Source organism: Nonomuraea sp. NPDC049419 (assembly GCF_040676995.1).
In the GTDB taxonomy this organism is placed as follows: Bacteria; Actinomycetota; Actinomycetes; order Streptosporangiales; family Streptosporangiaceae; genus Nonomuraea; species Nonomuraea salmonea.
The window spans coordinates 347,812-372,295 of record NZ_JBFAQB010000002.1; the positions used below are offsets into that span (position 1 = coordinate 347,812).

Here is a 24,484-nt window from a genome sequence, read left to right on the forward strand (position 1 = left end):
CTATCCGGTATCGTTCCCACAATGGATGCCCTGGAGTGGATTGTTCCCTGTCCGAAAAAGGCCACCATCGGTAGCGAGCATCTGGTTCTGAGCGCCTGCCGGATCACGGGCGACCCCGCCGCCGTACGCGCCGTCGCCGCCCTCACCACCGCCCTGGGCGACGCGGCAGCCGCCTCCCTCACCATCGACGTACGCCTGGACGCCGGACTGCCACCGGAGGGCTACACGCTGAGCGCGGGACCCGGCGGCGTGGTGATCACCGGCGCCGGCCCCGCCGGGGCGTTCTACGGCGCGCAGACCCTGCTCGCGCTGGCCGCCGCACCCTGCGAGACGCATGAGCGGTGCGTGCCGGAGTGCGACGTGCGCGACTGGCCCGACCTGCCGCTCCGGGGCACGATCGAGGGCTTCTACGGCACCCCGTGGAGCCACGCCGAGCGCATGGAGCACCTGCGCTTCTCCGGGCGGCACAAGCTCAACACCTACGTGTACGCGCCCAAGGACGACCCCTTCCACCGGGAGCGGTGGCGGGAGCCGTACCCGGAGGAGGAGCTGGCCAGGCTCGGCGAGCTGGTCGCGGAGGCGGCGGCGCAGCACGTCAGGTTCGTCTTCGCGCTCAGCCCCGGCCTGTCGATGGTCTACACCGACCCGGCCGAGCTGGCGGCGCTGCGGGCCAAGGCCGAGCAGGTGTGGCAGATCGGCGTCAGGGAGTACGCGCTGCTCTTCGACGACATCCCGCCCGAGCTGGGCCACGAGCCCGACAAGGCGGCGTTCGGCACGGCTGAGGGCGCGAGCGCGAGTGCCCACGCGGCGGTGTGCCGCGACTTCGCCGAGCACTTCCTCGCCCCGCACGGCGCCGACCGGCCGCTGACCATGGTGCCCACCGACTACGCGGGCACCGCGCGCTCGGCCTACCGCGACCGGCTGGCGGCCGAGCTGCCCGCCGACGTGCTGGTCTGGTGGACGGGGTCCGACATCGTCGTGGGCGCGATCTCCGCCGACGACATGCGGGCCGCGGCGGCCTCCTACGGGCATCGGGTGGCGTTGTGGGACAACTTCCCCGTCAACGACTTCGACTTCGCCCGGGTCTTCCTCGGGCCGCTGATCGGGCGCTCGACGGAGCTGGACGGTGTGCCGCTCGAAGGCATCACCGCCAACCCCATGGTGCAGGCGGCGGCCTCACGCATCGCGCTGACCACGGTCGCCGACTACGCCTGGCATCTGGCGGCGTACGACCCGGCGCGCTCGCATGAGCGCGCGGTACGCCTGGTGCCCGGAGCCGCCGACCTGCTGCCCCTGGTGGAGGCATGCTCCTCCTGGCCCCCGAGCGCCGACCAAAGCCCCGAACTGACCGCCCTGTGCACAGCCGTCCTCGAAGGCGGGGCCGCTGACCGGCTGAGGGGGGAGCTGGGCCGGTTGGCGGCTCTGCCCGCGGATGTGCCTGGCGCCGCGGCACGTGAGCTGGCCCGCTGGGTGCCGGCCGCCCACGACATGGCCGCCGCCGGCCTGGCCGCCCTGGACCTGCTGGAAGGGGTGCAGGACCGCACTCCTGCCCAGGTGACGGAGGCGCTGACCCGCGCGGAGGCCCACGAGGCGAACGTCCTGCGCCGCGTCATCCCACCCTTCGTCCGCGAGGTCCTCGCCCGCGCCGACGCTTCGGCCTGACACGCGAACGCCCGCCCCGGGAGAGGGATCCCGGGGCGGGCACGCACTGGCCTCGGAAGGGGTGGGGGCAGGGGCCTGGGGCCGGAGGGTCAGAGCCGCAGGCCGGAAGGCCCGGGGCCGGGGTCAGAGGGAGAGGACCTGGCCGGCGCTTTTCAGGGTCTCCTGGAGGGCTGCGACGTCCACGTCCTGGACCGCCTTGCCGGTCGCCGCGGACTGGGCGGCGGCGAGGCCGGCGGCGTGGCCGAGCATCTGGTACTGGACCTCCATCCGGATGGAGGAGAACGCCACGTGCGAGGCCGACACGCACACCGGCACCACCAGGTTCGCGCACTCCTCCCTGCGCGGCACCAGCGCCCGGTAGGGGATCTGGTACGGCGCCACCCCCACCGACAGGTATCCCTCGGTGACCACCATGGGGATGGGGTCGGGATGCTCGTAGACCCAGCGCCAGGTCCGCTGCACCTCGCGGATGTCGAGGTGGTACGACCCCATGGCGACCACGTCGGTATGCCGCCGCCCCTCGACCAGGTCGTGCTCGGTGAGGTGCGCCTCGCCCAGCATGCGCCGCGCCTCGCGGACGTAGAGCTGGTGCGGCAGGTGCCCGGTGTCGGCGAACTCGTCGGCGGGCAGCCCCCACCGGCCCAGCTCGGCCCGCACGACGGCGGGCACCTCGGGGTCGTGGGAGAGGAAGTACAGCAGGTCCTGGGCGTGGTGGAGGTGGTGCAGGCGGATGCGCTCGCGCTCCTCGGGCCCCGCGTCGGGGTAGGCCCACGCGGAGCGGTCGAGCACGCTCAGCGAGAACGGCCCGAGCGAGTTGCCGTCGGCCTTGCCGTTCGGCAGGTTCGGCTCCAGCCCGACGAGCCGCCCGGCCCGCGGCGAGACACCCTGCTCGCGCCAGTGGCGGAAGAGCCGGCGGCCGAGCTCCCAGTGCTCGTCGTCGTAGCCGGGCCGTCGCGAGAACGGGATGCGGTCGGGCGCGGCGGACATGCAGACGCGGTAGCCGTACGACATGACGCCGCCGTCCCCCTCACCCACCTCGGCCATGGGGCCGTCGGCGACCTGCGGCAGCAGCGTGCCGTCGGCGCGGAACGGCGAGATGTACGGCGGGAAGTTGTGCATGCCGGGCACCACCTCGCGCCGCCCGGCGAACCGCTCGCCGTGCAGGGCCCTGTCCTCGCGGCCGACCCGGTAGCTCACCCCCGCGGCGGCCATCAGGTCGCCCTCGTAGCTGGCGTCCACGAAGACGCCGCCCGCGTAGTCGCCGCGCAGGGTGGCGGCGGAGAAGATCCGTTCGCCGGAGGTGACGACGGTGCGCAGGGCGGCGCCGAAGACGACCTCGACCCCGGCCCGCTCCAGCCAGGACAGGAAGATCCGCTCGGCGACGTGCGGCTCGGGGCCCGCGTAGTGGCCCGGCGCGACCCCGTAGGCGTCGGCGACGGCCTGGCGGAACTCGGCCGCCATGCCGCCGAGCACGCGGGCGTCGCCGATGTCGGTGTAGCCGAGCCCGCCCGAGGTCATGCCGCCGACGTGCCTGCCCGGGTCGAGCAGCACGGTGTCCAGGCCGCGCCGCGCGGCGGCCACGGCGGCGCACACGCCGGCCGACGTGGCGCCGTAGACGACGACCTCGGCCTGCCTCATCGCCGCCACCACGCGGCGATCCGCCGCAGGTCGTCGCCGGTGATCGGCTCGCGGCTGCTGTCGATGGACTCGACGTAGTAGAGCGCGGGCACGCCCAGCCCGGGCTGCGCCTCGGCGTAGGCGAGCCAGTCGGCCCTGCTCGGCATCGGCCACTGGTCGGTGTCGATGAGGTGGTTCGGCATGGCGGCGGCGGCGACGGCGTGGCGGTAGCGGAGCTGGTCGACGGCGGGCACGGGGTCGCCGGCCGCGTCGACCTCCAGCACGTCGTTGAGCCTGATCATGTCGCTGACGTCGGCGAAGGCCGGGTGCGGGGTGTGGGTGATCATGAGGGCGTCGGGTTTGACCTGCTTGGCCGCGTCGTACATGGCGGCCAGCAGCTCGTGGAGGAGGGCGATGCCCCAGGTGGAGCCGTACGTCTTCAGGTGGGAGCCGCTCGGCGACCACTGCGTGAAGTCGATCTTGAACCCGTCGGCGTCGAGGTCGCCGAGCAGGCGCTCCATGATGGCGCGGACCCGCTGCCGGTAGGCGGGGTTCGACGGGTCGGCGGCCACGGCCCGGCCGCCCGCGTCGGTCACGCACTCCTCGACCGGCAGGCCGTCGGCCGACCAGGCTCGCCACCACAGCAGCACGCGCTGCCCGCGGGCGTGCCTGGCGGCGATCCACGCGCGCAGGTCGGGCCACTTGTCCTCGTCGGTCTCCAGGTCGCCGTACGTGAGCTGCCAGCGGTCGTCGATGACGATCGTGCCCGGCACCACGCCGTGCTCCTCCAGCCTGCCCAGCCACTCGTCGTAGAGGTCCTGGCGGGACAGCGTGACCGGCGAGACGCCGTCGGCCCTGGCGCACTGGGCGCCCCAGCCGCAGAAGATCGGCTCGCGCCACCACGCGGCCCGCTCCCCCGTCGGCCCCTGGGGTGCGAGGCCCTGCTCGACGAGGTCGGCGCGGTGCTGGCCGATCGCCTCCCAGGGCGAGCCGGCCAGGCGGAACACGACGGCGGGCGAGGTCCACGAGCCGCGTACCTCGGTGTGGCCCTCGTAGTCGAAGCGCAGCAGGGCGCCGCCGTCGAGCGGCTCGTACGTCAGCTCGGTGAAGGTCAGGCCGGCGATCCCGGCGCGTACGGAGGCGCCCAGCCACGGCCCGTCCGGCACCGCGGTCGGCCCGGCGGGCGCGTCCTTGCAGAAGGCCAGCACCAGCGGCGGCGGCGAGAAGACCGCGTGCAGCCGCCCGGGGGAGGCGTCGCCGACGACGGTCAGGGCGACCGGCGCGGACACCGGCCGCACCACGTTCACCGGATGGGCGGGCGTGGGGCTGAACACGCCGCGCGCGTGCACCCCGGAGCGGAACGTGCCGGCCGCCCTGGTGTTGAGCACGGCCCGGCCGCCGAGCAGCGTCACGTCGCTGAGCACGCCGTCGCCCTCGACCCGCACCTCGACCGCGATGGTCTCGGGCGTGCAGGTCAGCCGGACCGTCTTGCTCTGCCACTCGGTGGTGCGCTGGGGGAAGTCGAAGACGGCCACGCCGTCGCGCTCCGCGAGCACGGGCGGCAGCGTCTCGTACGTCTCGTCCCGCCCGCCCCTGGTGTTGACCGAGGCCAGCAGGTTGACCGACAGCCACCCTTCGAGCTCGGCGCTGGCGTCGGTGCGGGAGACGGTCAGGCGGTAGTGGCCACTGTCCACGTAGTGGGCGGTGTCCGTGGTGGTGATCCGCATGGGTTAGCCGAAAGCCTCGATCCTGGGTGTGGCGGGCGCCGTGCCGCCCGCCGCGATGAGCCGGGCGTAGTAGCGCCCGGAGTCCTTGATGGTACGCACGCCGCTCGCGTAGTCGACGTGCACGAGCCCGAACCTGGGCCGGTAGCCCAGGGCCCACTCGAAGTTGTCCATGAGCGACCAGTGCAGGTAGCCGCGCACGTCGGCGCCCGCGTCGATGGCGGCGCCGACGGCTGCGACGTGGTCGCGCAGGTAGGCGATGCGCCGGTTGTCATGGACCCGGCCGTCGTGCGTGGGGGCGTCGCCGAAGACCCCGCCGTTCTCGGTGATCATGAGGGGGACGCCGGGGAAGCGGCGGGACAGGCCGATGAGCAGGTCGCGCAGCGCGCCGGGGTTGATCTCCCAGCCCTCGTCGGTCCGCGCGACGTCGCCGCTCGGTCCGAGCACCTTCCAGGGGAACGGGCCCGGCGGCGCGGCGGCCATGACGCGGCGCGTGTAGTAGTTGATGCCGAGGTAGTCGCTGCGCCCGCCGATGGCGGCCTCGTCGCCGTCGGCGATGAAGTCGAGGCGGTGGCCGAGCGCCCGTTCCCAGTGCTCGCGCATGTCGGCGGGGTAGCCGTCGCCGAGCAGCGGGTCGAGGTACCACCGGTTGACGTAGCCGTCGGAGCCGGCGGCCGCCGCGCGGTCCTCGTCGCTGTCCGTCGCGGGGTCGCAGGGGAAGAGGCTGAGCGCGCAGCCGGCCTTGACGCCGGGGTGGGCGTGCAGCACGTCGGCGGCGGCGCCGTGGCCGAGCAGCACGTGGTGCCCGGCCTTGACAGCGGTGCCGAGGTCGGCGACGCCGGGCGCGTGCAGGCCGAGCTGGTAGCCGAGCAGCGCGATGATCCAGGGCTCGTTCTGGGTGATCCACCAGGTGACGCGGTCGGCCAGGCGGTCGGCGACGGCCTGCGCGTACGCGGTGAAAGCGTTTACGGAAGAGCGGTCCGCCCAGCTCAGCCCGGCCGGCATGTCCCAGTGGTTGAGCGTCAGCACCGGCTCGACGCCCGCCTCCAGCAGCGCGTCGGTGAACCGCTCGTAGTGGTCGAGCGCCTTCGGGTCGGGGTGCGCGCCGCCGGGCATGACGCGGGACCAGCCGGTCGAGAAGCGGTAGGCGGTCAGGCCCAGCTCCCTGATCAGCTCGATGTCCTCGCGCCAGCGCACGTACGAGTCGCAGGCCCGCGAGCCGTCGCCGCCGCCCTCGATCGCGCCGGGGCGGCGGCAGAACGCGTCCCACACCGACTCGCCCCGGCCGTGATGTCCCTCGATCTGGTAGGCCGAGGTGCCCGCGCCCCAGAGGAACCCGTCAGGAAAGCTCATCCCTTGCTTCCCGTCGTCGCGATGCCCTTGATGAAGTGCTTCTGGCCGAGGAAGAACAGGATGATCATCGGGATGGTGGTGATGACGCTGGCCGTCATGACGATCTCCCAGTGCCACTCACCGCCGAACCCGAACTGGTCGAGCAGCGCCTTCAGCCCGCGCGGCACGGTGAAGGTCTCGGAGTCGCGCAGGTAGATGAGCGGCCGCATGAGGTCGGTCCAGGCGGCCTGGAACTCGAACAGCAGGGTCACCACGACCGCCGGCTTGCACAAGGGCAGGGCGATGCGGGTGAAGATCTTCCAGTTGTTCGCGCCGTCGATCTTGGCCGCCTCGAACGGCTCGCGCGGCAGGCCCATGAAGAACTGCCGCAGCAGGAAGATGTAGAAGGCACTGCCGAACAGGTTCTGGGCCCACAGCGGCGTCAGCGTGCCGACCGCGCCGAGCGAGTTCCAGATGAGGAAGACCGGGATCATCGTGACCGCGCCCGGCAGCATCATCGTCGCCAGCACCACGCCGAACAACGCGTTCCTGCCGGGGAAACGGAAGTAGGCGAACCCCCAGGCCACCATCGCGCTGGTGATCGTCACGGCCACCGCCGCCAGCACCGTCACCAGCAGCGTGTTGGCCATCCAGAGGCCGAGCGGGGCCTCCTGCCACACCTGGATGTAGTTGTCGAAGGTGAACGTCTCGGGGATGAGCCGGTTGTCGAAGACCTCGCTGCGCGGCTTGAAGGACGCGCTGAGCAGCCAGATGAACGGGTAGATGAACGCGACGGTGAACGCGCCCAGCGCGACCCAGGTCAGGATCTTCGCGGCGCGTCTCATGGGTTACCCCCTTCGTAGTGGACGTAGCGCCTGGTCACCACGATCTGCACGGCCGTGATCGCCATGATGACGATGAACAGCAGCCAGGCGAGCGCGGAGGCGTACCCCATGTGCAGGAACTCGAAGGCCTGCTGGAACAGGTAGATCGCGTAGAACAGCGCGGCGTCGTTGCTGTAGGTGGTGTTGCCGGCGCCGAAGAAGGCGGTGTACGCCTCGGTGAACGACTGCAGGGCGTTGATGCTGTCCACGATGAACAGGAAGAACAGCGTGGGGCTGATCATCGGCACGGTGATCCGCAGCAGCCGCTTCCACCAGCCGGCGCCGTCCACGAGGGCGGAGTCGTACAGCTCCTGCGGGACGCCGCGCAGCGCGGCCAGGATGATGACCACCGAGGAGCCGACCGTCCACAGGTTCATCAGCACGAGGGCCGGCTTGACCCAGTTCGGGTCGGTGGTCCACGCCGGGCCGTCGATGCCGAAGACGCCGAGGAAGGCGTTGATCAGGCCGTCCTGGCCGTTGAACAGCAGCAGCAACAGGATGCCGATCGCGACCGGCGGCGTCATCTTCGGCAGGAAGAACGCCGTGCGGAAGAAGCCGGTGGCCTTGCTGGCGCTGTTGAGCAGCAGCGCCAGCCCCAGTGCGACGACGAGGTGGGTCGGCACCGACAGCACGGCGAACACGAACGTGTTCCACAGCGCCAGGCCCACCTTCGGGTCCTCGAAGAGCTGCACGTAGTTGTCGAAGCCAACGTAGTTCGGGTCATTGATGACGTCGTAGTCGGTCAGCGACAGGTAGGCGCTGTTGATGACGGGCCACGCGGTGAAGACGACGAAGCCGATGATCCAGGGGCTGATGAACAGCAGCGCCGCCCTGGTCTCGATGAAGCGCGCGCTGCGCCGTCGTGGTGTTCGGGTGCGGGAAGGGGACATCTCAGTTCGTACGCTTCGTCCAGCCGGCCCATGCCTTGTCCAACGCCGCCTGGGCGTCCTGCTGGGCCTTGTCGAGGGCGGCCTGCGGCTCGTCCTGGCCGTTGAGCACCCGGTTCACGGCGTTCTGCCAGGCGTCCTTGAACTCCTTGTCGGCCGGGTTGGCGGGGAGGCTGAAGGTGTTCTTGTTGGCCTCGTAGAACGCCTTGACGCCGGCGTCCCAGGTGGCGCCGCCGGAGGTGAGCATCTTCTCGATCTCGGCGTCGGCCTTGACGTTGCCGGTGAGGATGCCGGTGAACGGCTTGCCCTCGTCCTTGCGCTTGTCGAGGCGGGCCTGGGCGGCGGCCTTCCAGGTGTCGACCAGGGTCATGGCCTTGGCGAAGCGGCAGGCCGCGCCGGGGTTCTTGGCGCCCTTGGGGATGGCCCACGACGAGCCCGACGAGTAGGCCAGCGCCTTGCCCTCCGGGGTGCGGAAGGTGTCGAAGGCCATCGGCGCCTTGGGTGAGACGTCGTTGAGCACGTTGACGTACCACTGCTCCATCGGCATGGCGCCGAGGGCGTTCTTGGCGTACTGGTTGCCCTTGCCGAAGAAGTCGGCCGAGTCGCGCACGGCCTTGACCTTGGCGAAGCCGCCCTGCTCGTCGTAGATGGAGACGGCGAACTGCAGCGCCTTGACCACCTCGGGGCTGTTGAGCTGGGCGGTCCTGCCGTCGGCCGAGAGCAGGTCGGCGCCGAGCGACTTGGCCCACAGCGGCAGGAACTCCGGCAGCTTGCTGTCGAAGCCGATCACCTTGAGCTTGCCGCCGGGCGCCTTGACCAGTTTCCTGGTCGCGGCGGTGATCTTCTCCCAGCTGGAGCCGTTGACGTCGTCGATGGTCAGGCCGGCCTCCTTGAGCAGGTCGGCGTTGGCCATCGTGATCTGGACCTGGTTGAACTCGGGGATGGCCCAGATCTCGTCGCCGAAGGTCACCTGGGCGAGGGCGTTCGGGTTGTACATGGAGGTGTCGATCTGCTCGCCCTGGATGCAGGCGGTCAGGGGGATGATCGCACCCCGTGAGGCGAAAGTGCCGATCTGGTCGCGGTTGGCGTAGATGATGTCCGGCGGGTCGCCGGCCGCGACCGAGGACAGGAACTGCTGGATGTCCAGGTCACCCTCGATCAGCTTCACGTCGGCGCCGCCGAGCGTCTTCTTGGCCAGATCGACGCGGGTGGTCCCGATCTCGTCGGTCGCGCCGAAGCCCATGGCCGAGATCGTGCCCTGATAGGAGGCACTGGGGTTGTACTGGCCTGCCGACGGGGTCGGGTCGGCCGCTCCACCGGTGCCCTTGGCACACGAGGTGAGTGCCAGCGCGAGCGACACGGACAGGACGGACCAGCGGACAAGTGGGGTTCTCATTGGGGGTTTCGCCTCCACACTGATCAAGCGGGGCATCAGGCATGCTGATGACGGCCACGTGGCGCCAGGCCAGTGTGGCAACGTTCACACATCTGAGAACGTACCCATACCGCTGAAATCCCGTCAACCACTCCATCCACTGCGTTTCGGTGACGTTAACAACTCCAAGGGTGTGGGACGCCCCACTGGGACACCTGTCGGGAACGACCACAGCCCCTTCCCCGCCGGGGATCCCGTACACGCGCGAGGGCCCGGCCGAAGCGATCGGCCGGGCCCTCTGGTGCAGGCGCCCTGGGGCAGGGGGTCGGGCGCCCTTCTGGGAAAGCCCCGTGCGGGTCAGCCCCGGATCAGTGCGTGCTCGCCTTCTCCGCGCCGACGCCGGTGAGCGAGCGGACCTCGATCTCGGCGTACTTGGCGGCGTTGTACTCCTTGCTGAGGACGGTGCCGATCCAGCCGCACAGGAAGCCCAGCGGGATCGAGACGATGCCGGGGTTGCTCAGCGGGAACCAGGCGAAGTCGGCACCCGGGAACAGCGCCGTCTTGCTGCCGGAGACCACCGGCGAGAAGATGACCAGCAGCAGGGCGGAGATCAGACCACCGTAGATGGCCGAGACCGCGCCGGCGGTGTTGAACCTCTTCCAGAACAGGCTGTAGAGGATCGCCGGCAGGTTGCCCGACGCCGCCACCGCGAACGCCAGCGCCACCAGGAACGCCACGTTCTGGCCCTGGGCGAGGATGCCCAGGCCGATCGCGATGGCGCCGATGACGAGGGCGGAGATGCGGGCCACGACGACCTCCTGCCGCTCGGTGGCCTGGCCGCGCTTGAAGACGTGCGCGTACAGGTCGTGCGAGAAGCTGGAGGAGGAGGCCAGCGTCAGGCCGGCCACCACGGCCAGGATCGTGGCGAACGCCACCGCGCCGATCAGCGCCAGCAGGATCGTGCCGCCGACGGAGCCGAAGATCTCCTCACCGATGCGCTGTGCCAGCATGGGCGCCGCGGTGTTGCCCGCCGGGTCGCCCGCGGCGATCGCGTCCTTGCCGACCAGGGCCGCCGCGCCGAAGCCGAGGACCAGGGTGAGCAGGTAGAAGACGCCGATGATGCCGATGCCCCAGAGCACCGACTTGCGGGCGTCCTTGGCGGTGGGCACGGTGTAGAAGCGGATGAGGATGTGCGGCAGGCCCGCGGTGCCGAGCACCAGCGCCAGGCCCAGGCTGATGAGGTCGATCTTGCCGGCCAGGCCCTGCGCGTCGGTGCCGTACTTCAGGCCGGGGATCAGGAAGTTGCCGGGGTTGCCCGAGGGGCCGCTGGTCGCGGCGGCCTGGCCGAGCAGCGCCGAGAGGTTGAAGCCGAACTTGCCGAGCACCAGCAGCGTCACCAGCGCGGCGCCGCTCATCAGCAGCACGGCCTTGACGATCTGGACCCAGGTGGTGCCCTTCATGCCGCCGAAGACGACGTACACGATCATGAGGGCGCCGACGCCGATGATCGTCCACGCCTTGCCGGCCTCGCCGGTGATGCCGAGCAGCAGGCCGACCAGCGCGCCCGCGCCGACCATCTGGGCCAGCAGGTAGAAGATGCTGACCACGATGGTGGAGACGCCCGCCGCCGTGCGGACGGGCCGCGGGCTCATGCGGAAGGCCAGCACGTCGGCCATGGTGAACTTGCCGGAGTTCCGCATCAGCTCGGCCACCAGCAGCAGCGCCACCAGCCAGGCGACGAGGAAGCCGATCGAGTAGAGGAACCCGTCATATCCGGACAGGGCGATGATGCCGGCGATGCCGAGGAACGAGGCGGCCGACATGTAGTCGCCGCCGATCGCCAAGCCGTTCTGCACGCCGCTGAACGACCGGCCGCCCGCGTAGTAGTCGGCGGCCGTCTTGGTCTGGCGGCTCGCCCAGACGGTGATCGCCAGGGTGGCGGCCACGAAGGTGAGGAAGAGGATCATCCCCAGGGTCGTCGAGCTCACTGAGTCTTCTCCTCCACCTCGTGCCGCAGCTTGTCAGCGATCGGGTCGAGCTGCTTCTCGGCGTGCCTGGAGTAGGCCCACGCGATAAGGAAGGTCGACACGAACTGCAGCAATCCGAAGATCAGCCCGACGTTGATCTCGCCGAACAGCTTGATGCCCATGAAGTCGCGCGCCCACCCCGACAGCACCACATACAGCAGGTACCAGACGAGGAACGCCACGGTCATGGGGAACGTCCAGCGGCGGAAGCGCCGCTTCAGGTCCTGGAACTCACTGCTCTCCTGCACTTGCTCATAGACCGATGCGTCATGTTCTTGTGTCGTCACGAGACCTCCACTGTGATGCGGATCACGCCCAACGTAAGAGCGCAACCTACCTGTCGTGGAGATGCCCCGGAGGGTTGTTCGGCGAGCCGCTGATGCACCGCGCTTAGTTGGAACGAGCTTGCGGCGAAAGGTCTGTCTGGCACGATGAGCGGTCGGTTATCCCTTTCACCCCCTTACCGGTCATCCCTTCACCGCGCCCGCCGTCAGCCCCTCCACGATGTAGCGGCGGACGGCGGCGAACAGCACGAGCGTCGGCAGCACCGAGACGACGGTGGCGGCCGCCATCGAGCCCCAGTCGATGTCGTACTGGGTGATGAAGGAGTTCATGGCGACCGGGATCGTCTTGGCGTCCTCGCTGTCGATGAACGTGATCGCGAGGAACAGCTCGTTCCAGCACTGCACGAACGCGAAGATGAACGTCGCGGCGATGCCGGGCAGCATGACCGGGATCACCACGCGCACCATCGCCGCGAGGCGCGAGGCGCCGTCCACCTGGGCCGCCTCCTCCAGCGCCACCGGCACCCGCTCGTAGAAGCCGCGCATGATGATCGTCGAGAAGGGCACCAGCATGGCGACGTACACCAGCATGAGCCCGGCCAGCCGGTTGAGCAGGTCGAGGTCGGACATCAGCAGGTAGAGCGGCCCGAGCGCGATGAACAGCGGGATCATCTGGGTGACCAGGAACGCCAGCATCAGCGCCCCGCGCCCGGGAAAGGCGAAGCGGGCCAGCGTGTAGCCGCCGAGCACGCCGATCGCCGTCACCACCCCGGCGGAGACGAGCGACACCAGCAGCGAGTTCAGCAGGTACGTGCCGAAGTCGGCGAACGAGAACAGCTCCTCGTAGTGCTCGAACGTCACCTTCGACGGCCAGTAGCGCAGCGGCACCGAGAAGATCTCCGGCTGCGGCTTGAGCGAGGTGACGACGATCCAGTACAGCGGGAACAACGTGATCAGCAGCCAGACGCCCAGCACGAGCACCTTGGCGGCCGTGGCGAGGCGCCGCAGAGGCATGCGCGCGGTCATCGGGCCTTCTCGAATCTCGTGGCGTTGAGGTAGAACACGCTGAACGCCAGCAGCAGCCCCAGCACGAGCAGGCCGACCGCGCCCGCCCTGCCGTAGTCGCCGCCGATCACCTGCTGGATGAGGAACGTGGTGACGATGTCCGTGCTGCCGGCCGGGCCGCCGCCGGTCATGGAGTAGATCAGGTCGGGGAAGTTGAGTATCCAGATGATCCGCAGCAGCACGATCAGCGCCAGGGTGGGCCTGATGTGCGGCAGCGTGACGTGCCAGAACCGCCGCCACCGTGAGGCGCCGTCCACGGCCGCGGCCTCGTAGAGCTCGCCCGGCACCGACTGCAGCGCGGCCATGATCATGATGGCGAAGAACGTGACGCCATACCAGATGTTGGCCACGATCACCGACGTCATCGCCCAGCCGGGCGTGGCGAGGAACCCGATGCGCTCGTCGATGATCCCCGCCTTGAGCAGCAGGTCGTTGATCACGCCGAACTGCCCGTTGAACAGCCACCGCCACAGCAGCCCGATCAGGAACCCCGACATCGCCCACGGAAAGAACACCCACGCCTGGTAGAGCCCGCGCCCCCGGAAGTGCCTGCGCAGCAGCAGCGCCAGGCCGAAGCCGAGGAAGAACTGGAAGAACAGCGAGACCGCCACCCACGTCCCGGTGTTGCGCAGCGCCGTCCAGAACCGCTCCTCCGCCAGCACCGCGCGGAAGTTCTCCAGGCCGGTGAACGGGGTCGCGGTCAGGTCGAACAGCGAGTACCGCTGGAACGCGATGACCGCGCCCCTGATCATCGGGTAGTACGTGAACAGCGCGACGAACACCACGCCCGGCAGCAGGCACAGCGCGATGAACCGGGCCCGCCGGACGGTGAACGTCCTCAAGAGACCTTCTTGGCCTGGTCGGCCCAGAACGCGTCCCATGCCTTCAGCACCTCGGCCGTGCTCTTCTTGCCGGTGATCAGGGCCTGCACGTCACGGTCGGAGTCGACCAGGAACTGACTCCAGCCCGGATAGTCCACCGGCCTGATCGTGATGACCTGCTTGGGGTCCTGCTGCGCCTCCAGGTACGCCTTCCACGCTCCCTGCGAGAACTGCGGGTCGCTCTGGGCCTGCTTCGAGATGGGGATCAGCGAGTTGCCCTTGGCGAAGGCGATGCTCTGCTCCGCCTCCGACAGGTACTGCACCAGCTTGACCGCCTGCTCCGGGTGCGCGCTGAAGGAGGTGACGCCCCAGCCGGCGTAGCCGACCGGCTGGAAGGCGTACCCGGTGGGGCCCTTCGGGATGGGGGCGGTGGCCCAATTCGTCAGGCCGCTCTCCTCGACCGTCTTGATGACCTCGGGGTCCTGGATGAGCATGCCGGTGACGCCCGAGGTGAAGCCCTGCACCATCTCGGGGAAGCCCCAGGCCACGGAGTCGGGCGGCGACGCCTCACGGTAGATCTTGACGAACAGGTCGAGCGCCTGCGCCGCCTCGGGCGTGGCGAAGATCGTCCGCTTGTCCTTGAGGAAGAACGACTTCTCCGGGTCGAGCGCCTCCCCGTTGTACGCGCTGATCATCATCACCGCGTAGTCGGCGCCGCCCTTGCCGCCGCGGAAGGAGTAGCCGTAGCGGTCGCCGGTGGTCTGGGCCTTGCCGGCCTCGTACAGCTCCTGCCAGGTGGCGGGCGGCCGCGTCAGGCCGCGGTCGGTGCGGTAGAACAGCGTGCGCTGGTAGAAGCCGTACGGGATGAGGTACGCCTTGCCGCCCACCTCGACCGCCTTCTTCTGGGCCAGCTCGGTCAGGTCCGCCCAGCCGGCCCAGCCGGTCGTGGGCAGCTCGGCCAGCCAGCCGTTGTTGGAGAAGGACTTGGCGGTGTGGTCGCGCACCTCCAGCACGTCCAGGTCCTTCTTCGTCTGCAGGATCTGGGTGATCTTCTGGTCGGCGCTGTCGAGCGGCGGGGAGACGAGCTCGACGGTGACGCCGGGGTTGGCCTGCTCGAATCCGTCGAGGAGGGACTTGATGAGCTTCGTACGTTCTGGACTGGTCAGACTCTCGATCATCCGGAGCCGCACCTCTCCCCCGGACCCGGAGGATCCGGAGGAGGAGCCGCAGCCCGCGAGGACGAGCGTGGCGGCGACCGTGGCTGCTAGGAGGGGATTTCGCACGACGAGCCTCCCGCGAAGGGCAGACAGCGCTGTCAATCACGATGCTGTCCTTCACGTTAGGCGGACATGCCCTCCAGCGCCAGACCGAGATCCTTGATCAGCGTGTCCGCGGGCTCCAGGCCGACGGACAGGCGGACGAGGCCGACGGGAATGCCCATGGTGACGCGGACGCTCTCCTCGGTGGTCAGCGCGGGCGCGTTCACCAGGCTCTCGAAGCCGCCCCACGACACCCCGATACGGAAATGCCGCAGCTGGTTGATGAACCGGCCGACCCGCTCCCGCGACTCGGTGTCCAGCACGAGGCTGAACAGGCTGGAGAAGCCCGACATCTGCCGCAGCGCGATCGCGTGACCGGGATGCGACGGCAGGCCCGGGTGGTTCACCTCGCGCACCGCGGGATGGCCCTCCAGGAACGCCGCCACCGCCAGCCCGCGCTCCTGGTGCGCCGCCATCCGCACCGGCAGCGTACGCAGGCCCTTGATCACCTTGGCCGCGTCGTGCGGCGACATGGCCGCCCCGTACAGCTGGTACTCCTGCAACGCCAGCGGCCTGACCAGCCGCGACGGCCCCACGACGACGCCGCCCACGAGGTCGCTGTGCCCGCCGATGTACTTCGACAGCGAGTGCACGACGAGGTCCACCCCCATCGTCAGCGGCTTCTGGAACAGCGGCGTGGACCAGGTGTTGTCCATCACCGTCAGCAGCCCGCGCTCGCGCGCCCAGTCCGTCACCTCCGTGATGTCCACGACCTGGTAGGCCATGTACGACGGCGACTCGAAGTAAAGTATTCGGGTGCTGGGCCTGATAGCGCTATCACCTGCCGCGAGGTCGTCGACGTGCGTATGCGACACCCCGAACTTCTCCAGATAGCGCAGGAACTGCGTGGTGGGCCCATAGACCGCGCCCAGCACCAGCACGTGATCGCCGGCCGACACGAGCGAGGAGATGGTCGCCGAGATCGCGCCCATGCCCGAGCCGAAACACTTCGCGCGCTCTCCCCGCTCCAGCGCCGCCAGCTTACGCTGGGCGAGATCCACCGTCGGGTTGGTCCCCCGCCAGTAGACGTAACGCTCGTCCTCGTCCTTGACGGCCGCGCCCAGCTCCTCCGCCGTCTCGAACGTGAACAGCGAGTTCTCGAACACCGGCGGATTGACCGCGCCCAGCACCCAAGGCTCGTCCTCACCCAACCGGCCACAGATCCATTCGTCATCCATGGGGGCACACTATGACAGCGCGGGAGAACGGCGACCTCGTGGTCTCGCTGAACGACGGTCAGGAGGCCGCCACGCGCAAGCCCACCATGGCCGACGTCGCGCGGCACGCGGGCGTGAGCCTCAAGACCGTCTCCCGGGTCGTCAACCAGGAGCCGCACGTGCGGGCCTCGCTGCAGCAGCGGGTGCAGGCCGCCATCGACGCGCTCGGCTACCGCCGCAACGAGGCCGCCGCCCGGCTCGCCAGGGGCGCCTCCATGCTGACGCTCGGGCTGGTCATGGAGAACATCTCCAACGAGTTCTACGGCCGCCTGGCCGCCGCCGTGGAGGCCGCCGCCGCCGAGCACGAGGCGCTCGTCGTGTTCGGCTCGTACGAGGAGAGCGCCGACAAGGAGCGCATGCTCATCGAGTCGATGTACGCCCGCGGCGTCGACTCCCTCATCGTCGTGCCGTCGGCCGCCGACCACGGCTGGCTGGCCAGGCACGCCGGGCTCACCACGGTGTTCGTGGACCGGGTGCCGCCCGGCCTGGTGACCGCCGACGCGGTGCTGCTCGACGACGTGCGGGGCGGCCAGGTGGCCACCGAGCACCTGCTGGCCCACGGCCATCGCAGGATCGCGCTCATCTCCGACGACGAGGACATCAGCTCGGTGCACGACCGGGCCGCCGGTCACCGTACGGCCCTGGCCGCCGCCGGGGTGCCCGCCGACGAGACGCTCGTGGTGCACGCGGTGTACGACCCCGCCCGCGTGGCCCGCGAGGTCGCCAGGCTGCTCGACCTGGCCGACCCGCCCACCGCGTTCTTCGCCACCAACAACCGGGCCGCGATCGGCATCCTCCAGGCGCTGCGCGAGCGGCCCGAGCGGCCCGCGTACGTGGGGTTCGACGACTTCGCGCTGGCCGGCGTGTTCAACCCGGGCGTCACCGTGGTCCGCTACGACACCGCGCGGCTCGCCAGGGCCGCCGTGGACCTGCTGCTCAACCCCTCGCGCACGGGCCGCATGGTCAAGGTGCCGATCGAGCTGGTGCCGCGCGGCTCGGGCGAGCTGCCGCCCCCGTGACGCCCCGGTGACGCCCGCATGACACTCAAAACCCGGTCACGTCTGCACAAGCCCCGCACGCCCGGCGGATGAGCGGGTACCCCTGTCTCGACCGACGGGGAGCAGAGCATGTCCGAGGGCGCCGAGGAGGCCAGGGTCACCACCGACCCGGACGTCTACCTCGACGTGCCCGAGGTCAAGGTGGACGAGATCACCCTCGACGTCCAGGACCTGCGGGCCAGGGTGTCGCTCCAGGCCGAGGTGCTCGACCTGCTCAAGCTGAACGTCGGCGCGGACGTCTTCCTCGGCAGCGTCAACCTCACCATCAAGGGGGTGGAGGCGCAGGCGCTGCTGAAGGTGAGGCTGGACAACGTGGCCCGCATCATCGACCGGGTCCTGCAGACCATCGACACCAACCCGCAGCTCCTCGAGCATCTCACCAGGGGCGTCGGCCGCGCGGTCGAGGACATCGGCCTGGGCGCCGGCCACGCGGTCCGCGACGTCGGCGCGGGCGCGGGCGAGGCGGTGCGGGACGTGGGAGCCGGTGCCGGTGGGGCCGTGCGCGACGTGGGAGCGGGCGCCGGGGGCGCGGTGCGGGACGTCGGCGCGGGCGCGGGCGGCGCCGTGCAGGACGTCGGCGCAGGAGCCGGAGGAGCCGTGCGCGAGGTGGGCGCGAGCGCCGGCGACACCGTACGCGACGCCACGGGCGCGGTGCGCGAGGTCGCACCGCCCGGAGGCGCCGGGACACCGCACGACCAGGAGGAGCATCATGCCGAAGCCGGAACACCCACAGGAGCCGGACGTGGAGATCAGCGCCACGGCGAAGGCGAAGGAGCTGCGCTTCCACGACCGGCCCAAGGTGGAGGTGCACGCGCATGCCGAGCCGGATGGCGAGTGCTTCTCGGGCAGCGACCGGACGAACCTACCTGACCAGGTGGAGCCCGGCGTCACCTACCGGGACGTCCGCATCGACTTCCGCGTGGCCGCCGCGCTCACCGACCCGGGGGACGACGACGAGGGCCGACGACGGCGAGGGACCGTCTCGCATGACACTGGCGAAGGGCGTCCCGCATGACACTACAGTCGGATGGTGGCCCTTTCTCTGCCTGATCTCACCCGGCTCCTCCGCCACAGGCCGGAGCTGGCCGGGACACCCTCCGTCGACCTGCTCGAACGGCTGCTGGCCGAACCCCGGCTGGCCATCCCCGCCCTGCTCGACCTCGACGCCGACTGCCACGTCGTCAGCCAGGCGATCCAGGAGGCGGGCGGTGAGAGCAAGCGCGCCGCGCTGGCGGATCGGTTGCACGACCCGCACGACCGGCTCGGCGAGGTGCTCGACGTGCTGGCGGGCCACGGCCTGATCACGGTCGACGGCGAGATCGTGCGCTCACGCCATCCCGCCGGCCTGTGGGCGCACCCGTTCGGGCTGGGCCGGCCGCTGCGGGAGTTCGGGAAGGCGGTCACGGCCGAGACTCTGAAGACGATCGTCAGGACGTTCGGCGGGCAGCCCGCGGGGCGCAGGGCCGACCTGATGCGACAGGCCGAGGAACTGCTGGACGACGGCGAACGCGTACGAGCGCGCGTGTCCCGGCTGGGGAGCCAAGAGCGTGCCCTGCTGGAGTCCCTGGCCGCCGGGCCCCCGGTGGCGAACGGCGAGCCCTTCGGCTACGGCTCGCTCCCCGGTGCACGGCCCGTCCAGCGCCTGGCCCAGGCCGGGTTCCTGATCCGCGACGGCTGGGATCACGAGCTGCCCAGGGAGATCGCGCTGGCCCTGCGCGGCGACGGCTGGAAGCCGGCGCTGACCGGGCAGCCCGGCGTGCCCGCCGGTCCGAGCCCCCAGAGCGACGGCCTGGACGCCGCGCTGGCCACGATCGAGCGCGTGCACGCCCTGGCGGAGCTGGCCGCGACGGAGTCCGTCGCCGAGCTGAAGTCCGGCGGCGTGGGCGTGCGCGAGGTCAGGCGGCTGGCCAAGGCGCTCGGCCGGACGGAGCAGGAGGTGGTGCTCTTCCTGGACCTCGCCTTCGCGGCCGACCTGATCGGCTCGGAGCAGGGCGAGCGGCTGATCGGCACCACGCACCTGGACGACTGGCCGCGGCAGCCCGCAGGGCGGAGGTGGCGGCTGCTGGCCGCGTGCTGGATGGGGTTGCCGCAGGCGCCCACGCACCGGGTCGTGGGGTGCTGCGAGGAGCACATGACGCCGCAGCCTCCGCCATACGAGTTCGCGTGCGAGGCGGGCCGCATCCGGCGCGCCGTCCTCCAGACCCTGAGCACCCTGCCTCCCGGCATGGGCGCGGGCGCGCAGAGCGGCGCGGACGCGAACGCGGGGGCCGCCGCGGTGCTGGCGGCGGTGGCCTGGCGCACGCGGGCGATGGCGGAGGTTCCCAAGGCGGCCGAGGAGTTCGTGGCCGCGGCCCTGCGCGAGGGCGAGTGGCTCGGCGTCGTGGCCGGCGGCGCGCTCACGACGCTGGGACGGGCGCTGCTCGACGCCGGCGACGTGGACGTCCTCTTCCCCGCACCCACCACGACCGTGACCCTCCAGAACGACCTGACCGCCATCGTGTCCGGCGTTCCCTCCCCCGACCTGGCCGCCCTCCTCGACCTGGCCGCCGACATCGAGTCGCGCGACAGGGCCAGCGTGTGGCGCTTCTCCGAGCCGACCGTGCGCAGGGCGCTGGACGCGGGCACCGACGCCGAGACGCTGCTCGCCGGCCTCGCCCGCTTCTCCGCCAAGGCGGTTCCCCAGCCGCTCGACTACCTGATCAAGGACACCGCCCGTAAGCACGGCACCATCAAGGTCGCCGCCGGCCCGTCCGTCGTGATCGCCGAAGACCCGGCCGTCATCACGGAGCTGTGCGCCGCCAAGGCACTGCGCAAGGCCGGCCTGCGGCAGATCGCGCCGACGGTGGCGCTCGGCGCGCTGCCTCCCGCGGAGACGTTGCGCCTGCTGCGGCAGGCCGGCCACGCCCCGGCCGGTGTGGCCGCGGACGGCACGATCCAGGCCGAACGATCCCAGCGCCGGCTCCTGGCCGTCGAGCAGGCCACCGACGAGCCCGAATTCGACGCCGAGGCCGCGGCGCTGCGCATGCTCGCCGGCCGGGACCGGGCCGCGCGCGGCCCGGCGGAGGAGGCGATCGAGGCGGCGGTCATGACCGGCGAAGTGGTGGTGATCGTCTGGCGGCGGCGCGAGCACTACATGGACGGCCTGGAGTTCGGTCCTGACACGGTCATCGGCTACTGCCACGACTGCGACGACGTCCACCGGATTCCCCGGGCCGGCATCAGTAAGGCGTACCTCCTCTGAACCAGGACGAGTGACCTAGGACGAGCGGGGCCGCCAGTCGCCGCGGTCGAGGTCGAGGTTCTCCGGGGTGTGCAGGCGGACCATCGTCCGCGCCACCCCGGCCGGCACGCGGTGCGGGGTGAGGAACGACACCGCGATCATCACGGTGAAGGCGATGGGCACCGTCCACGCCGCCGGCTGGGCGAGCAGCGCCCCCGCCAGCCCGCCCTGGGGCCCGGCGACGATCGTGACGAGGACGGCGCCGCTGGCCAGCCCGCCCCCGACGAACAGCCCGGCGAGCGCCCCGATCGTCGACAGGCGCCGCCACCAGATGCCGAGCACGAGCAGCGGGCAGAACGACGACGCGGCCACCGCGAAGGCCAGCCCCACCACGTCCGCCACCGGCAGCGCCCGCGCCCACAGCGCGAGGGCCAGCGGCACCGCGACCGCCATCAACGTGGCCTCCCTGAACGAGCGCACCCCGCCCTTGAGCAGGTCCTGGGCGATGACGCCCGCCACGGACACGGTCAGCCCCGACGAGGTGGACAGGAACGCCGCGAACGCGCCGGCGGTGACCAGCGCGGTCAGCACGTCGCCGAGCGTGCCGCCGATCATGCGGCTGGGGAGGGTGAGCACGACCGTGTCGGTGCGGACGAGGTCGGGGGCGTACAGGCGGCCGAGCCAGCCGTACACGGCCGGGAGCAGGTAGAAGGCGCCGAGCAGCGTGAGCACCACGAGCGTGGTGCGGCGCGCGGCCCGCCCGTCGGGGTTGGTGTAGAAGCGCACGAGCACGTGCGGCAGCCCCATGGTGCCGAGGAAGGTCGCGAGGATCAGCGAGTACGTCGAGTACAGCCCGTACTCCTTGCCGCCCATCAGCGGCACCTGCCAGGTGGCGGCGTCGGCGGCGCTGAGGCCGGGCGCGCCGTCGCCCTGCCAGGCGATGAGCAGGAACACCAGCGGCACGGCCAGCGCGGTCAGCTTCAGCCAATACTGGAACGCCTGCACGAACGTGATCGACCGCATCCCGCCCGACAGCACGTTGACCGCCACGACGACGGCGACGAGCAGGCCGCCCACCCAGACGGGCGCGCCGGTGATCGTGCGCAGCACCAGCCCCGCGCTCTGGAACTGCGGCATGAGGTAGAGCCAGCCGATCAGCACGACGAGCACGCTCGCGGTGCGGCGCACGGTCATCGACTCCAGCCGCGCCTCGGCGAAGTCGGGCAGCGTGTACGCCCCCGACCGCCGCAACGGCGCCGACACCAGCACCAGCAGCACCAGGTAGCCGCCGGTCCAGCCGACGGGCAGCCACAGCATGTCCACGCCGAAGGACAGGATGAGCCCGGCGACGCCCAGGAAGGAGGCCGCCGACAGGTACTCGCCACCGATGGCGGAGGCGTTCCAGAGCGGGCTGACCGTGCGGGAGGCGACGTAGAAGTCGGAGGTCGTCCGGGAGACCCTGATCCCGAACGCCCCGATGAGCACGGCCGCCACCATGACGACCAGGACCGCGGTCAGGCTCATGCGGCACCCGCGCCCGTGGAGGGGCCGTTCACCGGCGCTCGACCAGTTCGGCGAAGTGACGCTCGTTGCGCTCGGCCTGCCGGACGTACAGCCACGCCCCGATCACGAACGCGGGGTAGATGAGCCCGGCCAGCACCGCCCACGGCAGCGGCACGCCCAGCAGGTGCACCTCGCGCAGCTCGGGGATGAGCAGGAACAGCAGCGGCAGCCCGCCGACGACGCAGGCCAGCACCGTGCAGACGAACAGCGCCAGCCGGAACTGGGTGCGCAGCAGCGAGTGCATGTAGACCTCGCCGAGCGTGGTCTGCTCGTCGATCTCCCGCGTGGCCGGGTAGCGGGGCCGGCGGGCGGCGGCCGTGCGGGGGCTGGTGACGGCGATCCTGCGTGGCGCGTCCGCTCCGCGCCGCGAGCCCTCCGAGACCCGCCTGGAGCCGTCGGACGACCGGCGCGGCTGCTCGGGCCGGGGCAGCGGCGAGCGCCGGCCCTGACGCGGCTCGGAGCTCATTCCTGCCTGCCCTTCCTGGCCCGCCGCACCAGCAGGTCACGCAGCTCCCGCGTGTGCCGGCGGCTGACCGGTAGCTCGGTGTCACCGACGCGTACGGTGCACTTGCCCGAGTCGATGTGCAACTCCTCGATGTGTTTCACGGCCACCAGGTGGCTGCGGTGCACCCGGACGAACCCGGCCGACGCCCACCGCTCCTCCAGCGTGGCGAGCGGGATGCGCACCAGGTGGCTGCCGGAGGCGGTGTGCAGGCGGGCGTAGTCGCCGTGCGCCTCGACGTAGATGACGTCCGCGCTGGAGACGAACCGGGTCACCCCGCCCAGCTCGACCGGGATCGTGTCGCTCTCGCCGCCCTCCGCGGGCACGTCGGCCGAGACCGCGACCCGCCTGATCGCCTCCGCGAGCCGCTCAGGGCGCACCGGCTTGAGCAGGTAGTCCTCGGCCTTGATCTCGAAGGCGTCGACCGCGTGCTCCTCGTACGCGGTCACGAACACCACCCTGGGCGGGTTCGCGAACTGCGACAGCAGCCGCCCGAGCACCACGCCGTCGAGGCCGCGCATCCTGATGTCGAGGAACACGGCATCGATCGGCCGCCCCTCGGCGATGGCGCGGTCGAGCAGCCGCAGCGCGGCGGCGCCGTCCCGCGCGGTCGCGACCTCGCCGATGCGGGGGTCGGCGCGCAGCAGGTACGACAGGTCTTCCAGAGCGGGCAACTCGTCGTCGACCGCGAGTACCCGGAGTTGTGCCATAGACAGTGATGAAACCGACAACGAAGATCGAGGTCAACGGGCGGAGACGCCTGGGTGATATTTCGGCAATCTGATGTTGACCTTGGTGCCCGCGCCGTCGGCCGTCTCGACCACGAGGCCGTACTCGTCGCCGTAGACCTGGCGCAGCCGCTCGTCCACGTTCGCCAGCCCGACGCCGCCCGCCGGGGCGATCTCACCTGCGAGGATGCGGCGCAGCCTGTCGGGGTCCATGCCGAGGCCGTCGTCCTCGACGCTGATGCGGCACTCGGCGCCGGCGTCCTCGGCGATGATCGTGATGCGGCCGACGCCGTTCTTGCTCTCCAGGCCGTGCCGCACAGCGTTCTCCACCAGCGGCTGCAGGCACAGGAACGGCACCGCGACCGGCAGCACCTCCGGCGCGATGCGCAGCGTCACCTGGAGCTGGTCGCCGAACCTCGCCCGCTCCAGGATCAGGTAGCGGTCGATCGAGCGCAGCTCCTCGGCCAGCGTGGTGAACTCGCCGTGCCGCCGGAAGGAGTAGCGGGTGAAGTCGGCGAACTCCAGCAGCAGCTCCCTGGCCCGCTCTGGGTCGGTGCGCACGAACGAGGCGATCGTGGTGAGCGAGTTGTAGATGAAGTGCGGCGAGATCTGCGCGCGCAGCGCCCGCACCTCGGCCTCCATGAGCAGCGTGCGTGACCGGTCCAGCTCGGCCAGCTCCAGCTGCGAGTCCACCCAGCCGGCCACCTCCTGGGCGGCTCTGACGAGCCCGGCCGAGGCGGTCTGCCCGTACGCGGCGAGCGCGCCCACCACCCGGTCGTCGGTGGTCAGCGGCACCACCACGGCGTGCCTGATGGGGCATTCGAGCAGGTCGCAGTCGATGGTGAGCACCTGGGTGCGGCCGTCCTGGAGCGTGGCGGCGGCGTGCTCGAACGCCTGGTCGGCGTGGTGGTCGTCGCCCTCGCCGTCGTAGACGAGCAGGCGTTCGCCGTCGGTGATGGCCAGGGCGGCCGAGCCGAGCAGGGTGCGCAGGTGGCGGGAGGCGCGCTCGGCGCCGTCGGCGGTCAGCCCGGCCCGCAGCGGCGGCCCGGCCAGGGAGGCGGTGTGCAGGGTCTCGAACGTGGCTCGCTCGGCCGGGCTGGTGCCCAGCTCCCTGCGCCCGCGCATGAGCCGCCACAGCACGACGCCGGGCACGCCGACGAGCACCGCGACGACGGCCGAGCCGACGAGGTACTCCACGC

General features: G+C 71.0%; 20 protein-coding genes. 4 read left to right on the forward strand and 16 right to left on the reverse strand.

Going from position 1 to position 24,484, the window contains the following annotated elements:
• Positions 1–21 precede the first annotated feature (21 nt).
• Positions 22–1,662, forward strand: coding sequence for a beta-N-acetylglucosaminidase domain-containing protein (locus AB0K12_RS06940; protein WP_364556301.1), 1,641 nt, complete (start codon positions 22–24; stop codon positions 1,660–1,662).
• A gap of 123 nt (positions 1,663–1,785) precedes the next feature.
• Here the strand turns inward: AB0K12_RS06940 and AB0K12_RS06945 are convergent, their stop codons facing one another.
• The 12 genes from AB0K12_RS06945 to AB0K12_RS07000 all read right to left on the reverse strand — a co-directional run bounded on the left by AB0K12_RS06945 (position 1,786) and on the right by AB0K12_RS07000 (position 16,175).
• Positions 1,786–3,300, reverse strand: a complete 1,515-nt coding sequence (locus AB0K12_RS06945) for an FAD-dependent oxidoreductase (protein WP_364556303.1) — start codon at positions 3,298–3,300, stop codon at positions 1,786–1,788.
• Positions 3,297–5,006 carry a hypothetical protein gene (locus tag AB0K12_RS06950; RefSeq protein ID WP_364556305.1) on the reverse strand — a complete coding sequence of 570 codons (1,710 nt, stop codon included), beginning with the start codon at positions 5,004–5,006 and terminating at the stop codon, positions 3,297–3,299. The genes AB0K12_RS06945 and AB0K12_RS06950 overlap by 4 nt, the downstream gene beginning before the upstream one ends.
• Positions 5,007–5,009: 3 nt before the next feature.
• Entirely contained in the window at positions 5,010–6,356 is a 1,347-nt protein-coding gene (locus AB0K12_RS06955; RefSeq protein WP_364556307.1) for a GH1 family beta-glucosidase, read from the reverse strand.
• On the reverse strand, positions 6,353–7,180 hold the full coding sequence (locus AB0K12_RS06960) for a carbohydrate ABC transporter permease (protein ID WP_364556309.1): 828 nt from the start codon (positions 7,178–7,180) through the stop codon (positions 6,353–6,355). Before AB0K12_RS06960 ends, AB0K12_RS06955 begins: the two co-directional genes overlap by 4 nt.
• A complete protein-coding gene (locus AB0K12_RS06965) occupies positions 7,177–8,109 on the reverse strand; it encodes a sugar ABC transporter permease (RefSeq protein ID WP_364556311.1) in 933 nt (310 codons plus the stop codon). Before AB0K12_RS06965 ends, AB0K12_RS06960 begins: the two co-directional genes overlap by 4 nt.
• Position 8,110: 1 nt before the next feature.
• Positions 8,111–9,502 (reverse strand): hypothetical protein, encoded by a 1,392-nt coding sequence (locus AB0K12_RS06970; protein WP_364556313.1) that lies wholly within the window; start codon positions 9,500–9,502, stop codon positions 8,111–8,113.
• 347 nt (positions 9,503–9,849) lie between these two features.
• On the reverse strand, positions 9,850–11,448 hold the full coding sequence (locus AB0K12_RS06975) for a cation acetate symporter (protein WP_364557718.1): 1,599 nt from the start codon (positions 11,446–11,448) through the stop codon (positions 9,850–9,852).
• A 17-nt stretch (positions 11,449–11,465) separates the two neighbouring features.
• A complete protein-coding gene (locus AB0K12_RS06980) occupies positions 11,466–11,795 on the reverse strand; it encodes a DUF485 domain-containing protein (RefSeq protein WP_345386835.1) in 330 nt (109 codons plus the stop codon).
• Between the two features lie 180 nt (positions 11,796–11,975).
• Positions 11,976–12,818, reverse strand: a complete 843-nt coding sequence (locus AB0K12_RS06985) for a carbohydrate ABC transporter permease (RefSeq protein ID WP_364556315.1) — start codon at positions 12,816–12,818, stop codon at positions 11,976–11,978.
• A complete protein-coding gene (locus AB0K12_RS06990) occupies positions 12,815–13,699 on the reverse strand; it encodes a sugar ABC transporter permease (protein ID WP_364556316.1) in 885 nt (294 codons plus the stop codon). Before AB0K12_RS06990 ends, AB0K12_RS06985 begins: the two co-directional genes overlap by 4 nt.
• Positions 13,696–14,856 carry a sugar ABC transporter substrate-binding protein gene (locus AB0K12_RS06995; protein WP_364556318.1) on the reverse strand — a complete coding sequence of 387 codons (1,161 nt, stop codon included), beginning with the start codon at positions 14,854–14,856 and terminating at the stop codon, positions 13,696–13,698. Before AB0K12_RS06995 ends, AB0K12_RS06990 begins: the two co-directional genes overlap by 4 nt.
• A 161-nt stretch (positions 14,857–15,017) precedes the next feature.
• Positions 15,018–16,175, reverse strand: a complete 1,158-nt coding sequence (locus AB0K12_RS07000; protein ID WP_364556320.1) for a PLP-dependent aspartate aminotransferase family protein — start codon at positions 16,173–16,175, stop codon at positions 15,018–15,020.
• An 11-nt stretch (positions 16,176–16,186) separates the two neighbouring features.
• Here AB0K12_RS07000 and AB0K12_RS07005 point away from each other — a divergent pair, with 11 nt between their 5' ends.
• The 3 genes from AB0K12_RS07005 to AB0K12_RS07015 all read left to right on the forward strand — a co-directional run bounded on the left by AB0K12_RS07005 (position 16,187) and on the right by AB0K12_RS07015 (position 20,513).
• Positions 16,187–17,233: a LacI family DNA-binding transcriptional regulator gene (locus AB0K12_RS07005; RefSeq protein WP_364556322.1), complete on the forward strand. Its 1,047-nt coding sequence runs from the start codon at positions 16,187–16,189 to the stop codon at positions 17,231–17,233.
• Positions 17,234–17,341: 108 nt separating this feature from the next.
• Positions 17,342–18,142, forward strand: coding sequence for a hypothetical protein (locus AB0K12_RS07010; protein WP_364556324.1), 801 nt, complete (start codon positions 17,342–17,344; stop codon positions 18,140–18,142).
• 157 nt (positions 18,143–18,299) lie between these two features.
• Positions 18,300–20,513, forward strand: coding sequence for a helicase-associated domain-containing protein (locus tag AB0K12_RS07015; RefSeq protein ID WP_364556326.1), 2,214 nt, complete (start codon positions 18,300–18,302; stop codon positions 20,511–20,513).
• A gap of 15 nt (positions 20,514–20,528) precedes the next feature.
• Here the strand turns inward: AB0K12_RS07015 and AB0K12_RS07020 are convergent, their stop codons facing one another.
• Genes AB0K12_RS07020 through AB0K12_RS07035 form a run of 4 tightly spaced genes read right to left on the reverse strand, consistent with a single transcriptional unit; the run spans position 20,529 to position 24,482 of the window.
• A complete protein-coding gene (locus tag AB0K12_RS07020; protein WP_364556328.1) occupies positions 20,529–22,016 on the reverse strand; it encodes a cation acetate symporter in 1,488 nt (495 codons plus the stop codon).
• 28 nt (positions 22,017–22,044) lie between these two features.
• Positions 22,045–22,521: a hypothetical protein gene (locus AB0K12_RS07025; protein ID WP_364556330.1), complete on the reverse strand. Its 477-nt coding sequence runs from the start codon at positions 22,519–22,521 to the stop codon at positions 22,045–22,047.
• Positions 22,518–23,267: a LytTR family DNA-binding domain-containing protein gene (locus tag AB0K12_RS07030; RefSeq protein WP_355430791.1), complete on the reverse strand. Its 750-nt coding sequence runs from the start codon at positions 23,265–23,267 to the stop codon at positions 22,518–22,520. Before AB0K12_RS07030 ends, AB0K12_RS07025 begins: the two co-directional genes overlap by 4 nt.
• Before the next feature lie 33 nt (positions 23,268–23,300).
• On the reverse strand, positions 23,301–24,482 hold the full coding sequence (locus AB0K12_RS07035; RefSeq protein WP_364556333.1) for a histidine kinase: 1,182 nt from the start codon (positions 24,480–24,482) through the stop codon (positions 23,301–23,303).
• Between the last annotated feature and the right edge of the window lie 2 nt (positions 24,483–24,484).

Excerpts from the sequence above, each read along its gene's own strand:
- AB0K12_RS06940 (WP_364556301.1), top strand. The coding sequence starts at position 22 with ATGGATGCCCTGGAGTGGATTGTTCCCTGTCCGAAAAAGGCCACCATC.
- AB0K12_RS06945 (WP_364556303.1), bottom strand. The coding sequence starts at position 3,300 with ATGAGGCAGGCCGAGGTCGTCGTCTACGGCGCCACGTCGGCCGGCGTG.
- AB0K12_RS06950 (WP_364556305.1), bottom strand. The coding sequence starts at position 5,006 with ATGCGGATCACCACCACGGACACCGCCCACTACGTGGACAGTGGCCAC.
- AB0K12_RS06955 (WP_364556307.1), bottom strand. The coding sequence starts at position 6,356 with ATGAGCTTTCCTGACGGGTTCCTCTGGGGCGCGGGCACCTCGGCCTAC.
- AB0K12_RS06960 (WP_364556309.1), bottom strand. The coding sequence starts at position 7,180 with ATGAGACGCGCCGCGAAGATCCTGACCTGGGTCGCGCTGGGCGCGTTC.
- AB0K12_RS06965 (WP_364556311.1), bottom strand. The coding sequence starts at position 8,109 with ATGTCCCCTTCCCGCACCCGAACACCACGACGGCGCAGCGCGCGCTTC.
- AB0K12_RS06970 (WP_364556313.1), bottom strand. The coding sequence starts at position 9,502 with ATGAGAACCCCACTTGTCCGCTGGTCCGTCCTGTCCGTGTCGCTCGCG.
- AB0K12_RS06975 (WP_364557718.1), bottom strand. The coding sequence starts at position 11,448 with ATGATCCTCTTCCTCACCTTCGTGGCCGCCACCCTGGCGATCACCGTC.
- AB0K12_RS06985 (WP_364556315.1), bottom strand. The coding sequence starts at position 12,818 with ATGACCGCGCGCATGCCTCTGCGGCGCCTCGCCACGGCCGCCAAGGTG.
- AB0K12_RS06995 (WP_364556318.1), bottom strand. The coding sequence starts at position 14,856 with ATGATCGAGAGTCTGACCAGTCCAGAACGTACGAAGCTCATCAAGTCC.
- AB0K12_RS07000 (WP_364556320.1), bottom strand. The coding sequence starts at position 16,175 with ATGGATGACGAATGGATCTGTGGCCGGTTGGGTGAGGACGAGCCTTGG.
- AB0K12_RS07005 (WP_364556322.1), top strand. The coding sequence starts at position 16,187 with ATGACAGCGCGGGAGAACGGCGACCTCGTGGTCTCGCTGAACGACGGT.
- AB0K12_RS07010 (WP_364556324.1), top strand. The coding sequence starts at position 17,342 with ATGTCCGAGGGCGCCGAGGAGGCCAGGGTCACCACCGACCCGGACGTC.
- AB0K12_RS07015 (WP_364556326.1), top strand. The coding sequence starts at position 18,300 with ATGGTGGCCCTTTCTCTGCCTGATCTCACCCGGCTCCTCCGCCACAGG.
- AB0K12_RS07020 (WP_364556328.1), bottom strand. The coding sequence starts at position 22,016 with ATGAGCCTGACCGCGGTCCTGGTCGTCATGGTGGCGGCCGTGCTCATC.
- AB0K12_RS07025 (WP_364556330.1), bottom strand. The coding sequence starts at position 22,521 with ATGAGCTCCGAGCCGCGTCAGGGCCGGCGCTCGCCGCTGCCCCGGCCC.
- AB0K12_RS07030 (WP_355430791.1), bottom strand. The coding sequence starts at position 23,267 with ATGGCACAACTCCGGGTACTCGCGGTCGACGACGAGTTGCCCGCTCTG.